General features: G+C 66.7%; 13 protein-coding genes and 1 pseudogene. 8 read left to right on the top strand and 6 right to left on the bottom strand.

Going from position 1 to position 13492, the window contains the following annotated elements; all coding sequences use genetic code 11:
- Positions 1-28: 28 nt before the first annotated feature.
- Positions 29-1633, bottom strand: a complete 1605-nt coding sequence (murJ, locus tag N4G47_RS04230) for a murein biosynthesis integral membrane protein MurJ (RefSeq protein WP_475285414.1) — start codon at positions 1631-1633, stop codon at positions 29-31.
- Positions 1634-1750: 117 nt separating this feature from the next.
- On the opposite strand from murJ, the gene rpsT reads away from it, so the two are divergent.
- Positions 1751-2020 carry a 30S ribosomal protein S20 gene (gene rpsT / locus N4G47_RS04225; RefSeq protein ID WP_005408560.1) on the top strand — a complete coding sequence of 90 codons (270 nt, stop codon included), beginning with the start codon at positions 1751-1753 and terminating at the stop codon, positions 2018-2020.
- Between the two features lie 195 nt (positions 2021-2215).
- On the opposite strand, the gene cgtA is transcribed toward rpsT, so the two are convergent.
- The 3 genes from cgtA to rplU form a co-directional block, all read right to left on the bottom strand.
- Positions 2216-3268, bottom strand: a complete 1053-nt coding sequence (gene cgtA / locus N4G47_RS04220; protein ID WP_107230214.1) for an Obg family GTPase CgtA — start codon at positions 3266-3268, stop codon at positions 2216-2218.
- A 193-nt stretch (positions 3269-3461) separates the two neighbouring features.
- Positions 3462-3725, bottom strand: coding sequence for a 50S ribosomal protein L27 (gene rpmA, locus N4G47_RS04215; RefSeq protein WP_005415704.1), 264 nt, complete (start codon positions 3723-3725; stop codon positions 3462-3464).
- 18 nt (positions 3726-3743) lie between these two features.
- Positions 3744-4052, bottom strand: coding sequence for a 50S ribosomal protein L21 (rplU, locus tag N4G47_RS04210; RefSeq protein WP_005408557.1), 309 nt, complete (start codon positions 4050-4052; stop codon positions 3744-3746).
- 317 nt (positions 4053-4369) lie between these two features.
- On the opposite strand from rplU, the gene uvrA reads away from it, so the two are divergent.
- The 3 genes from uvrA (at position 4370) to N4G47_RS04195 (ending at position 8633) form a co-directional block, all read left to right on the top strand.
- The gene (gene uvrA / locus N4G47_RS04205) at positions 4370-7369 is read left to right on the top strand and encodes an excinuclease ABC subunit UvrA (protein WP_475285412.1); all 3000 of its coding nucleotides are present in this window, start codon (positions 4370-4372) and stop codon (positions 7367-7369) included.
- A complete protein-coding gene (locus N4G47_RS04200; RefSeq protein WP_475285410.1) occupies positions 7369-7776 on the top strand; it encodes an acyl-CoA thioesterase in 408 nt (135 codons plus the stop codon). The genes uvrA and N4G47_RS04200 overlap by 1 nt, the downstream gene beginning before the upstream one ends.
- Positions 7777-7907: 131 nt before the next feature.
- Entirely contained in the window at positions 7908-8633 is a 726-nt protein-coding gene (locus tag N4G47_RS04195; protein ID WP_475285408.1) for an enolase, read from the top strand.
- Between the two features lie 38 nt (positions 8634-8671).
- On the opposite strand, the gene N4G47_RS04190 is transcribed toward N4G47_RS04195, so the two are convergent.
- Complete coding sequence (locus tag N4G47_RS04190) at positions 8672-9118, bottom strand: copper chaperone PCu(A)C (protein WP_475285407.1); 447 nt, start codon at positions 9116-9118, stop codon at positions 8672-8674.
- A 34-nt stretch (positions 9119-9152) separates the two neighbouring features.
- On the opposite strand from N4G47_RS04190, the gene N4G47_RS04185 reads away from it, so the two are divergent.
- From N4G47_RS04185 to N4G47_RS04170, 4 genes and pseudogenes are all read left to right on the top strand, one after another.
- Complete coding sequence (locus N4G47_RS04185) at positions 9153-9929, top strand: enoyl-CoA hydratase/isomerase family protein (RefSeq protein WP_475285406.1); 777 nt, start codon at positions 9153-9155, stop codon at positions 9927-9929.
- A gap of 98 nt (positions 9930-10027) precedes the next feature.
- Complete coding sequence (gene tesB / locus N4G47_RS04180; RefSeq protein ID WP_095377766.1) at positions 10028-10936, top strand: acyl-CoA thioesterase II; 909 nt, start codon at positions 10028-10030, stop codon at positions 10934-10936.
- 4 nt (positions 10937-10940) lie between these two features.
- On the top strand, positions 10941-11450 hold the full coding sequence (locus tag N4G47_RS04175; RefSeq protein WP_475285405.1) for a pathogenicity-like protein: 510 nt from the start codon (positions 10941-10943) through the stop codon (positions 11448-11450).
- Positions 11451-11605: 155 nt separating this feature from the next.
- Positions 11606-12822 (top strand): annotated as a pseudogene (locus N4G47_RS04170) (RNA polymerase sigma factor).
- Positions 12823-12880: 58 nt separating this feature from the next.
- Here N4G47_RS04170 and N4G47_RS04165 read toward each other — a convergent pair.
- Positions 12881-13426 (bottom strand): EF-hand domain-containing protein, encoded by a 546-nt coding sequence (locus N4G47_RS04165; protein WP_475289888.1) that lies wholly within the window; start codon positions 13424-13426, stop codon positions 12881-12883.
- Between the last annotated feature and the right edge of the window lie 66 nt (positions 13427-13492).

Genomic DNA, 13492 nt, shown 5'->3' with positions numbered 1-13492 from the left:
CCTGAAGTATAGCCGCCACAAGCGGTGATCAATGCCCGCGCAGGTCGCGCGGACGGAAGCCCATCGCCAGCATGGCCACCGCGTAGGTGGCGCCGCCGCCGCCGACCAGCAGAATCAGGCCACCGATACGGTGCCATTTGTCCATGCCGGTGAAGTCGGGAACCCAGTGCAGCAGGGCCAGCAGCACACCGACCATGGCCACGCACGCCACCCCCAGCCGCACCAGATAGCCGCCCCAGCCCGGCAGGCGCTGGTAGACGTCGGTCTTGCCCAGCCAGTACCAGAGCAGGCCCAGGTTCAGGTAACTGGACAGCGCGCTGGCGATGCCCAGCGCCAGGTGCAGGCCCGGCTGTTTGCCGATGGCCGCCATCACCCCCTGCGCCTTCAGCTCGTCGGGCACCATCACCTGGTACAGCACCGCCAGCAGGGCGAAGTTGAACACCATGTTGGCCGCCAGTGCGGCCACACCGGCACGCACCGGGGTCTTGGTGTCCTGGCGGGCGTAGAACGCCGGCAGCACCACCTTCAGCAGGGCGAATGCCGGCAGGCCGAAGCTCAGGCCGTACACCGACAGCGCGGTCATGCGGGTATCGAAGGCGGTGAACTGGCGGTACTGGAACAGGGTGGCGATCAGCGGCTCGGCCAGCAACACCAAGCCCAGCATGGCCGGCACCGAGATCAGCAGGGTCATGCGCAGGCCCCAGTCCAGCGAGCGCGAGAAGCCCTCACGGTCGGTGCTGACATGGTGGCGGGCCAACGCCGGCAGGATCACCGTGCCCAGCGCCACACCGAACACACCCAGCGGCAGCTCCAGGAAGCGGTCAGCCAGCGACAACCACGACTGCGAGCCGTCGGTCAGCTTGGCGGCAATGAGGGTATCCAGCAGCAGATTGATCTGCGCCACCGACGAACCGAACAGGGTCGGCACCATCAGCGTCAGCACCTTGCGCACGCCCGGATGGCTCCAGCCCCAGCGCGGCAGGGTCAGCAGGTTGATGCCCTTCAGCGAGGGCAGCTGGAACAGCAGCTGCAGGATGCCCGCAGCCAGCACCGCCCAGCCCAGTGCCAGGATCTGTTTTTCCGGGGTGCCGCCCAACCGCGGTGCCAGCCACAGCGCACCGGCGATCATGCACAGGTTGAGGATGACCGGGGTCAGTGCCGGCATCGCGAAGCGCTGGAAGCTGTTGAGTGCGCCGCCGGCCAGCGCGGTGAGCGAGACGAACAGCAGGAACGGGAAGGTCAGGCGGAACAGGTCGACCAGAAGGGTCTGCTTGACCGGGTCGGTATCAGCGCCACTTGAGAACGCGACCGCCAGCTGCGGCGCAAAGATCAGCGCCAGCGCGGTGACCAGCATCAGCACCCCACCCAGGGTGCCGGCGGTGCGGGCCATCAATTCGCGCAGCTCGGCGTGGCTGCGGGTTTCCTTCACTTCCGTGAACACCGGCACGAAAGCGGTGGAGAAGGAGCCCTCGGCAAACAGCCTACGCAGGAAATTGGGTATCCTGAAGGCAACCCAGAACGCATCGGTAACCGCATTCGTGCCGAACGTGGTGGTGATCACCTGATCTCGGACAAGTCCGAGCACCCGCGAGACCATGGTCATGCTGCTGAACGACAGCAGGCCTCGCAACATCTTCGGTGAACTCACTCAGCGTCCCTCTTGACAATCGACTTGACGTGCATTTCTCGGGCCATCATACTAGCTAGCTTGCTGTTCCCATAACACCGATTTTTTCAGGAAACCACCACCGTGGCCAATATCAAGTCCGCCAAGAAGCGCGCCAAGCAGACCGTCGTGCGCAACGCGCGCAACGTGGCTCAGCGCTCGATGCTGCGCACCGCTGTCAAGAAAGTGATCAAGGCGCTGGACGCCAACGATGCCGCCGGCGCCGAAGCCGCCTTCGCCGTTGCCCAGCCGATCCTGGATCGCTTCAGCGCGCGTGGCCTGATCCACAAGAACAAGGCTGCTCGCCACAAGAGCCGCCTGAACGACCGCATCAAGGCCCTCAAGGCCGCCTGATCCGGCGTTGCCGCCCTGCCCTTCGGGGCCGGGCAGCACACAAGAACCCGGCCTCGGCCGGGTTTTTTGTTGCCTGCGATCCGGTAGTGCCGGCCGCTGGCCGGCTATCTCGGCGGATTGCCGGCCAGCGGCCGGCACTACCCACCAACAAAAACCCGGCCGAAGCCGGGTTTTTCGTGTGGAACCACAACGGCATCATTGCGCGTTGCGGGCTTCCAGCTCGTCTTCCTTCTGGCGATCGAAGAACGCCATGATCCGGCTCATGATCGGGAAGGTCCCTTCGCGACCCAGCGCAGAGACCAGAAACCACGGCTCCTTCCAGCCCAGCTCGGCCACGATCTGCTCGGCCGCGGCCTTGGCCTCGTCCTCGAACATCAGGTCGGCCTTGTTCAGCACCAGCCAGCGCGGCTTTTCCAGCAGCTCCGGGTCGTGCTTCTCCAGCTCGCGCTCGATCGCACGCACCTGCTCCACCGGCGAGATACCTTCCACGCCACCTTCCATCGGCGAGATGTCCACCAGGTGCAGCAGCAGGCGGGTGCGCTGCAGGTGACGCAGGAACTGCGCACCGAGGCCGGCGCCATCCGCCGCGCCTTCGATCAGGCCCGGAATATCGGCGATCACGAAGCTGCGGTAGTTCTCCACCTTCACCACACCCAGGTTCGGGTACAGCGTGGTGAACGGGTAATCGGCCACCTTCGGCGTCGCCGCCGAAACGGCACGGATCAGGGTGCTCTTGCCGGCGTTGGGGAAGCCCAGCAGGCCGACGTCGGCCAGCAGCTTCAGCTCCAGCTTCAGGGTGCGCTCTTCGCCCGGCTCACCCGGCAGCGCCTGGCGCGGCGAGCGGTTGGTCGAGCTCTTGAAGTGCATGTTGCCCAGGCCACCACGGCCACCCTTGGCCACCAGCAGGCGGTCGCCGTGCTGGGTCAGGTCGCCGATGACTTCATCGGTGGCGACGTTGATCACCACGGTGCCGACCGGCACAGTGATGGTCAGATCTTCGCCACCCTTGCCATAGGCCTGGCGGCCCATGCCGTTCTCGCCGCGCTGCGCCTTGAAGATGCGGTCATGGCGGAAGTCGACCAGGGTGTTCAGGTTCTCGTCGGCGCGGATGTACACGCTGCCGCCGGCACCGCCGTCGCCGCCGTCCGGGCCGCCGAGCGGAATGAACTTCTCGCGACGGAAGCCAATGCAGCCGTTGCCGCCGTTGCCGGCGAACACTTCGATTTCTGCTTCGTCTACCAGTTTCATTGTTTCGATGCCTGCGATGGGCGCAGCCTGCGGGCCGCCGCCTTGAATGTCATGCCGGCCGCGGGCCGGCAACCCGGCACAGCCGGTCTTGCGTTCACTCTAACGAAAAGCCCCGCCGAAGCGGGGCTCTCCATGCAACGTGCTCTTCATCCAGCACCACCCTGCCGAAGCACGGGTGCCGGCGATGCCTGGATCAGGCGTCGGCCGAGACGATGCTGACGGTGCGGCGCTTCTTGGCGCCCTTGACCGAGAACTCCACCTTGCCGTCCACCAGGGCGAACAGGGTGTGGTCACGGCCCAGGCCAACGCCGGAACCCGGGTGGAACTGGGTGCCGCGCTGACGCACGATGATGTTGCCGGCTTCGATGGCCTGGCCGCCGAAGATCTTGACGCCCAGGTACTTCGGGTTGGAGTCGCGACCGTTGCGCGAGGAGCCTACGCCCTTTTTATGTGCCATGACTGCTTCTCCTGATACTTAGCCGGCGATGCCGGTGATCTCGATTTCGGTGTAGTACTGACGGTGACCCTGACGCTTCATGTGGTGCTTGCGGCGACGGAACTTGATGATCCGGACCTTGTCAGCACGACCCTGGGACAGGACCTTGGCGGTGACGGCAGCGCCCTTCAGCGCATCGCCCAGCTTCACGCCGTCGCTGTCACCCAGCATCAGGATGTTGTCAAACTTGATCTCGCTGCCGACTTCGACTTCGAGCTTTTCAATGCGGAGCTTTTCGCCCTGCGCCACGCGGTATTGCTTACCGCCGGTGACCAGTACTGCGTACATGACCAGGCCTTCCTCTGTAGTTATTGTGGTCTGAGCTGCCGCCATCGAGGGCGGACAGGAGCGGGATTGTACGCAGATCAGCGGGCGCCGGTCAAGTCAACCCCTGAACGGGCTTGGAGCGCGGGCCGGAACGGGGTCAGATCCCTTTTCACGTTGTGAAAAGGGATCTGACCCCTGCCTGTCGGCCTGTCTCACAAGGTGAGACACCGGGCTGGCATTGTCGCCCATTGCCCCCATCTGGTCACCTCGGTAGGCTGACCGATTGCCGTTCCCCGCTGGCCCGGCACCCAGCCAACGCCCCCACAACCGGATCCCCCATGGCGATGGATTTCATCCGCATCCGCGGCGCGCGGACGCACAACCTGAAGAACCTCGACCTCGACCTGCCCCGCGACAAGCTGATCGTGATCACCGGCCTGTCCGGCTCGGGCAAGTCCTCGCTGGCGTTCGACACCATCTATGCAGAAGGCCAGCGCCGCTACGTCGAGTCGCTGTCGGCCTATGCGCGCCAGTTCCTGAGCGTGATGGAAAAGCCGGACCTGGACCACATCGAAGGCCTGTCCCCGGCCATCTCGATCGAGCAGAAGTCGACCTCGCACAACCCGCGTTCGACGGTCGGCACGATCACCGAGATCTACGACTACCTGCGCCTGCTGTACGCGCGCGTCGGCACCCCGCGCTGCCCGGACCACGGCTACCCGCTGGAAGCACAGACGGTCAGCCAGATGGTCGACCAGGTACTCACCCTCGACCCGGAACAGCGCTACATGCTGCTGGCGCCGGTCATCCGCGACCGCAAGGGCGAGCATGCGCAGGTGTTCGACCAGCTGCGTGCGCAGGGTTTCGTGCGCGTACGCGTGGATGGTGAGCTGCATGAGATCGACGCGGTGCCGCCGCTGGCGCTGCGCCAGAAGCACACCATCGAGGCGGTGATCGACCGCTTCCGTCCGCGCGAGGACATCAAGCAGCGCCTGGCCGAGAGCTTCGAGACCGCGCTGAAGCTGGGCGACGGCATGGCCTCGGTGCAGAGCCTGGACAACGCCGGGACCGCGCCGACGCTGTTCTCCTCCAAGTACTCCTGCCCGGTCTGCGATTACTCGCTGCCGGAACTGGAACCGCGCCTGTTCTCGTTCAACGCACCGATGGGCGCCTGCCCCGGCTGCGATGGCCTGGGCATGGCCGAATTCTTCGATCCCTCGCGCGTGGTGGTGCACCCCGAGCTGTCGCTGGCCGCCGGTGCGGTGCGCGGCTGGGACCGCCGCAATGCCTACTACTTCCAGCTGATCGCCTCGCTAGCCAAGCACTACAGGTTCGACGTCGACGCGGCGTGGAACTCGCTGCCGGAGAACGTGCAGCAGGCCGTGCTGTACGGCAGCGGCGATGAGGCGATCACCTTCACCTACTTCACCGAAGCCGGTGGCCGCACCCAGCGCAAGCATCGCTTCGAGGGCATCATTCCCAACCTCGAACGCCGCTACAAGGAAACCGAGTCGCCGGCAGTGCGCGAGGAACTGTCCAAGTACATCAGCGAACAGCCGTGCCCGGAATGCCATGGTGCGCGCCTGAACAAGGCGGCACGCAACGTGTTCGTGGCCGACCGCCCGCTGCCGGATCTGGTGGTGCTGCCGATCGACGAAGCGCTGAAGTTCTTCAGTGAACTGAGCCTGCCGGGCTGGCGCGGCGAAATCGCCTCGAAGATCGTCAAGGAAATCGGCGAACGCCTCGGCTTCCTGGTCGATGTGGGCCTGGATTACCTGACCCTGGAGCGCAAGGCCGACACCCTGTCCGGTGGCGAGGCGCAGCGCATCCGCCTGGCCAGCCAGATCGGCGCCGGCCTGGTCGGGGTGATGTACGTGCTCGACGAGCCGTCGATCGGCCTGCACCAGCGCGACAACGAGCGCCTGCTCGGCACTCTCACCCGCCTGCGCGACCTCGGCAACACGGTGATCGTGGTCGAGCACGACGAGGACGCCATCCGGCTGGCCGACTACGTGCTGGACATCGGCCCGGGCGCGGGTGTGCATGGCGGCGAGATCGTCGGCCAGGGCACCCTGCAGGACATCCTGGAGGCACCGCGCTCGCTGACCGGCCAGTACCTGTCGGGCAAGCGCGCGATCGAGATTCCGGCGCGCCGGCACAAGCCGAACCCGAAGATGACCCTGCACCTGCGCGGTGCCAGCGGCAACAACCTGAAGGGTGTGGACCTGGCGATTCCGTCGGGCCTGCTGACCTGCGTGACCGGCGTGTCCGGCTCGGGCAAGTCGACCCTGATCAACGACACCCTGTTCTCGCTGGCCGCCAACGAGATCAACGGCGCCTCGCACCCGATCGCCCCGTACAAGGAGATCGATGGCCTGGACCTGTTCGACAAGGTGGTGGACATCGACCAGTCGCCGATCGGCCGCACTCCGCGTTCGAACCCGGCCACCTACACCGGCCTGTTCACCCCGCTGCGCGAACTGTTCGCACAGGTGCCCGAAGCGCGTGCGCGCGGCTATTCGCCGGGGCGCTTCAGCTTCAACGTGCGTGGTGGCCGCTGCGAAGCGTGCCAGGGCGATGGCCTGATCAAGGTCGAGATGCACTTCCTGCCGGACGTGTATGTGCCGTGCGATGTCTGCCATGGCAAGCGCTACAACCGCGAAACGCTGGAGATCCTGTACAAGGGCTTCAACATCAACGACGTGCTGGAAATGACCGTCGAGGATGCACTGAAGCTGTTCGAGCCGGTGCCGTCGATCGCACGCAAGCTGGAAACGCTGGTTGACGTCGGCCTGAGCTACATCAAGCTGGGCCAGAGCGCGACCACGCTGTCCGGTGGTGAAGCGCAGCGCGTGAAGCTGTCCAAGGAACTGTCGCGCCGCGATACCGGCCGCACCCTGTACATCCTCGACGAGCCGACCACCGGCCTGCACTTCCACGACATCGAAGCGTTGCTGGGCGTGCTGCACAAGCTGCGCGACGAAGGCAACACGGTGGTGGTGATCGAGCACAACCTGGACGTGATCAAGACTGCCGACTGGATCGTCGACCTGGGCCCGGAAGGTGGCCATCGCGGTGGCACCATCCTGGTCACCGGCACACCGGAAGACGTGGCGGCCTGCCCGCAGTCGTACACCGGCCAGTTCCTGGCGCGGATGCTGCCGTCCACCAGTGCGCGCCCGGAGCAGCCGGCCGCCGTGGCCAACAAGCCCGACGCCCGTCCGCCGCGCAAGGTGAAGCCTGAGAAGGTCGCCAAGACGGCGAAGAAGGCGGTGGCCGCCAAAAGCACCGGCAAGGCCAGCAAGAGCGCTACGGCCAGCAAGAAGAAGGACGCCTGATGAGCAGCGAACACAAGATCCTGGCCCGCATCCCGATCAGCGTGCGCTGGCGTGACATGGACAGCATGGGCCACGTCAACAACGCCAAGTACATCTCCTACCTGGAAGAAGCGCGCGTGCGCTGGATGCTGGGCGTGGAGGGCGTGTCGATGACCGACCGCATCGCCCCGGTGGTGGCCGCGACCAACGTCAACTACCGGCTGCCGATCGTGTGGCCCAACGACATCCTGGTTGAACTGTTCGTCGAGCGCCTGGGCAACAGCAGCGTGACCATCGGCCACCGCATCGTCGACCAGCAGGACGATTCGAAGCTGTATTCGGACGGCAACGTGGTGGTGGTCTGGATGGATACCCAGACCGGCAAGAGTGCACCGCTGCCGGACGCGATCCGCAGCGCGTCTACCTGAAATGCCCTGGTAGGTGCCGACCTTGGTCGGCGCTCCCGACCCTGCACCTCGTAGAGTCGAGCTTGCTCGACTGCCGTTTGCCGGATCAGTCGAGCGAGCTCGACTCTACCCACCCTGTTCAAAGGACTGACATGATCCACCACACCGAACTGCGCGACCTGCTGCCCGGCATGGTCGCCTTCCCCACCGATGTTTTCCCCGCCGATCAGGCGTGGCTCGGCCAGCACCTGCTGCCGCTGCTGAAGATCGATCTGGGTCTGTTGCGGCCGGAACTGGCCGGCCAGGTGGCCACAATGCTGTGCCCGATCGAGCCGTATGACGGTTGCATCGGCGAGACCACCGAAGAGCACCACAACGATTTCACCGGCAGCAACTGGATCGCCTTCGAACTGACCGCCGGCAACCAGATGCGCTTCCTCGGCAACGAGGGCTATTTCATCGGCGATGCGGTGCAGGACAAGGACGCGCAGGAGCACATCGCACAGATGCGCGAGAGTTACGCCAAGGCGCGTGGCTACCATGCCGCGCAGGGCCGCCTGGCCTGCTACTCGCGCTACGGCAAGGGTGAGCCCAGCGAGCGTGACTACCTGGATACGCTGGGTGGCCCGATCGGTTTCGGCAACTGGACCGAGACCACAGAGATTCCCGCAGCCTTCGAACTTGGCTTCACCGAGGCTGCCGACGACCCCGACGCCCCGGACGATGCCGAAACGGTGATCATCACCCGCAATGGCAACAAGTTCTTTGCTGTGGCCGACGTCGCTGGCTACAACTGGTGCGCAACCGGTGCCGATGCCATCGTGATGTTGTACGAACCGGTGAGCCGCACGGTGCTGTTCTCGTACGACTGGACGTAGCATCCCGCCGGGCATGGCCCGGCGAAACGGGCGACGCGTTACGGCGCGGCCTTGCGTACGGTCAACGTCGTACTCGCTTCGCCGCCGCCTTCCAGCTGCAGCCGCAGCGGTACCGCCTGCCCCTCCTTCAGCGCGCCCTGGCCCTGCATCAGCATCAGGTGCAGGCCACCGGGCTTGAGCTCGGCACGCGCACCCGGTGCCAGCGGCAGGCGTTCGATCGCGCGCATCCGGCTGACCCCATCGACGATGGTGGTTTCGTGCAGCGACACATCACCAAACACCGCACTGCTTGCGCCGGTGATCACCACCGCCTTGCCACAACCGTTGCGGATCACGCCGTAGCCGGCGGTCATCGGCATCGCCGGATTCGGCGGCAACCGCGCCCAGCCCTGCTCGACGGTGACGCACGTCGTCTCGGCGGCCGACGCTAATGCTGCGGCCGCACACATCATCAACAATACGCCAACGAATGGTTTGGTTATCATCGCCCAGGTTCCTTCTTCGCAACGAGACCGCAGCATGACGACGCTCATCGAGGTGATCAACCATGGCCCCATCCGCGAACTGCGCCTGGCGCGGCCGCCGGTCAATGCCCTGGATACCGAACTGTGCCGGCAGTTGATCCACGCCATCGAGCTGGCCATGGCCGAAGACGCGCACGGCATCGTGCTGTCGGGCAGCGAGCGCGTCTTCACCGGCGGCATGGACGTGCCGCACCTGCTCTCGCACGGCGATGACAAGCACAAGCTGCTGGACACCTGGAACGCATTTTTCGGCGCCGTGCGCACGCTGGCCGAGAGCCGCATTCCGGTGGTCGCTGCGATCACCGGCCATGCCCCGGCCGGTGGCTGCGTGCTGGCCCTGTGCTGCGACTACCGGGTGATGGCGCGCAGCGCCGATCCGTCGCGTCCGTATGCCATCGGCCTGAACGAAGTGCAGGTGGGCCTGATCGCGCCGGAAGGCATCCAGCGCCTGCTGCGCCGTGCCGTGGGCGTGCACCGTGCCGGCGTGCTGCTGACCACCGGCTCGCTGGTGCCGGCCGAACAGGCACTGCAGATCGGCCTGGTCGATGAGCTGGCCGAGGGCGACCTGGTGGTGGCGCGCGCGGTGGCCTGGCTGCAGAACCTGCTGAAGCAGCCGCGCCAACCGATGCTGCTGACCCGCGCGATCGCCCGCGCCGATCTGCACCAAGCCCTGCACCCGGACCTGATCCAGCTCGACCGCTTTGTCGAGGCCTGGTTCGCCCCGGACGCACAGAACGCACTGCAGGCGCTGGTGGCCCGGCTGGGCAAATAACGCTCGCTTGCGCCGGGGTCAGATCCCTTTCGCGATGCGAAAGGGATCTGACCCCTGACCGGTATAATCAGGCCCTCTTTCCCTGCTGTGGCCGCCCCTTGAACGACACGCCCGAACCCGTCGTCTCCGAGCTGATCGACCTGCTCACGCTGGAGCGGCTGGAGGACAACCTGTTCCGCGGGCAGAGCCGCGATATCGGCACCAAATACGTGTTCGGCGGGCAGGTGCTGGGTCAGGCGCTGGCCGCTGCACAGGCCACGGTCGACAACGGCCGCCACGTGCATTCGCTGCATGCCTATTTCCTGCGCGCCGGCAACATCGACCACCCGATCGTCTACGACGTGGACCGCACCCGCGACGGTGGCAGCTTCTCGGTGCGCCGGGTCACCGCGATCCAGCACGGCAAGGTGATCTTCTTCTGCGCCGCCTCGTTCCAGCAGGCCGAGACCGGTGCCGAGCACCAGCACAAGATGCCTGAAGTGCCGCAGCCGGAAGACATCGAGCCGAACCGCCCGCTGCCGGCCGAAGTGCTCGAACGCCTGCCGATCAAGGTGCAGCGCTGGCTGTCGCGCGGCGGCCCGTTCGAGTTCCGCCACGTCTATCCGCGTGACGAACTGAACCCGCCCAAGCGCCCGCCCTACCACCAGGTGTGGATGCGCCTGAGCGAGCCGGTCGGCGATGCGCCCGAACTGCACCAGGCACTGCTGGCCTACGCGTCCGATTTCCATCTGCTGGGCACGGCGACCTTCCCGCACGGCATCAGCTACTACCACCCGCACGTGCAGATGGCCTCGCTCGATCACGCCATCTGGTTCCACCGCCCGTTCCGTGCCGATGACTGGCTGCTGTACTCGCTGGACAGCCCCAGTGCGCAGGATTCGCGCGGGCTGGCCCGTGGCCAGTTCTTTACCCGCAACGGCGTGCTGGTGGCCAGCACCGCGCAGGAAGGCCTGATCCGGGTCGTTCCGGACCAGGCCGCGGCCGCCGCCGTGCCGGCCAAGGAGTAAACCGATGCGCCAGATTTTCAGCAGCCAGCGCGTGGAAACCGTCGAAGGCGTGGCCGAGCTCCTGCGCGGGCACGGTATCGAGGTCAAGGTGACCAACGGGCGCTCGTACAAGACCCGCCGCCGGGGCCAGTTCAGCTATACCGATCTGGGCAATGCCAGCGCCTATCCGGCGGTGTGGATCGTACGTGCCGACGACCAGCCACGCGCGCGCGAAATCCTGCGCGAGGCGCGCCTGCTCGATACCACCCGTCGCGACCACCCGACCGCCGAATTCGCCTTCCGCGACGCACCGGAACAGGGTGGCGGTGGCCGCAGCTGGGCCTGGCGCATCCGCATCGCGCTGCTGGTGGTGATCGCCGGCGTGGCGCTGGTGATCGGCCTGCGCCACCGTGGCACCCCGGCACCGGCCGCGCCCGCCCCTGTCCCGCAGGCCCAGCCGCAACAGCCACAGCCGGCCCCGCAGGCCGCGCCGGAAGAGGAAGAAATCCGGGTCCGCATCCAGCCCTCCAAGTAGCGCACGGGTAGTGCCGGCCGCTGGCCGGCAACCTCATGAACCGGTCCGGCGGGCTGTGGTTGCCGGCCAGCGGCCGGCACGACCGTACAGAAGGCCGGTCACACTTCGCGCGCGGCTCCGTCATGGGACACAATCCCAGCAGGAGAACCGCTGCCATGACGACGTTCGCCGCATCGATCGACCAGACCCTGGAACGCGAACTGCCCGCCGCCGCCAGCGGCTGCCAGCACGCCTATGGGCGCATCGTGCTGGCCTGCCAGAACACGGTCACCGCCATCGCCCTGGCCATCACCCGTGACCGCCAGGCCAGCGAGGACATCGCCCAGGAAGCCTTCGTGAAAGGCTGGCAGCAGCTGCACCAGCTGCGCAGCTCGACCAGCTTCCTGCCGTGGCTGCGGCAGATCACCCGCAACCTGGCCCGCGACTGGCTGCGTGCGCAGCGTGGCCGGCCGCTGACCGGCGAGGCCGCCGAGGTCGCGCTGGGCATGGCCGCCGACCCATCGCCGGGCGCGGCCGACCGGCTGCAGCGGGTGGAAGAGGAGATCGCCGCCGAGGACATCATTTCCGCCCTGCCCGCCGACAGCCGCGAAGTGCTGTTGCTGTACTACCGCGAGGGCCAGCGCTCGCAGCAGGTGGCCGATCTGCTCGGACTCAGCGACGCGGCGGTGCGCAAGCGCCTGTCACGCGCCCGCGGTCAGGTCCGCGAAGGCCTGCTGCAGCGCTTCGGCGAGTTCGCCCGCAGCAGTGCACCCAGCGCCGCGTTCGCCACCGCCGTGGTGTCGATGGTGCTGGTTGCGGCCCCCGGGACCGCCAGCGCGGCGATCCTGCTGAGCGCCGGCGTCGGCGTGGGCAGCAGCAAGCTGGGCCTGGGCGGCGCCAGCGTGGCCGGGGTACAGCCATGGGCTCGGTCACGGCCACCCTGGGCTACCTGCACATGATTCCGGCCAGCACCTGGGGCGCCTTCGCCGGTGGCGTGGCCGGTGGCGTGATCGGCAGCTATCTGGGTGGTCGATTCCTGCTGTCCTACGCCAGGACCGATGCCGAGCGCGCGCAGGTCTGGCGCTTCGTACGCATGAACACCTGGACCGCCATGGCCTGCTGCCTGTCGGTGCTGGCCGTGGTGCTGCTGCAGACCCCGACCTGGGTGCATCTGCTGGTGCTGGTGCTCGGCCTGGGCCTGGTGAACTACCAGTGCCTGGGGCCGCTGCAGCGGATCATGGCACCGCTGATCGCGCGCGATTCGGCGCGGCGTGGGCGCACCGGCACCAACTGGGTGTATGAATCGCTGTATGGGCGTACCGGGGTCATCGCCATGAACATCATGGTGCTGGGCGTCGTGCTGTATGCCGTGGCCCATACCGGCGGCCGCTAGGGCCGCAACGCACGACGCCGGCAGTACGCCGGCGTCTGGTCGATCAGCGCGCGATGAATCAGCGCTGCGGCTTCGATGCGGCACCGTCGCGCGGGCCACCGTGGCGCGGGCCACCGTGCATCGGGCCCTTGGCGGCATCGAACTCGGCCTTGCTCAACTGGCCGTCCTTGTTGGTGTCGGCGGCGGCGAACCAGGCATCGCGCATCTGCTTCATGCGCAGCTCGCGGTCGGCCTTGTCCAGGTAGCCGTCCTTGTTGACGTCGAGCTGGTCGAAGCGCGCGGCCAGGCGCGGATCGGCCTTGGCTTCCTCGCGGCTGATGCGACCGTCCTTGTTGACGTCCAGCTTCGCCCAGCGCTCACCACCGTGGCCACGGCGGCCGTGCTTCCAGCGCGGCAGTTCATCGCGCGAGAGCTTGCCGTCCTTGTTCTTGTCCAGCTCGTCGAACTTCGCGGCCAGGCGCGGGTTGGCAGCGGCTTCGCTGCGGTCGATGACGCCGTCGCCGTTGGTATCCAGCTTGACCGGGCGCTGCGCCGGCGTGGTCGGGGTGTCGGCCGCCAGCGCGATACCGGAAGCGGAGGTGCCGAGCAGCAGGGCCAGCAGCAGGGGGTACGGATCATGAGGTCACTCCTGGGGATGGGAATTGCGTCGGGGTGATCACTTCACCCTCGG

It is taken from the genome of Stenotrophomonas sp. GSD10, from assembly GCF_056172695.1.
The sequence above is the reverse complement of the archived record's forward strand: the minus strand, read 5'-3'. Positions and strand labels throughout refer to the sequence as shown.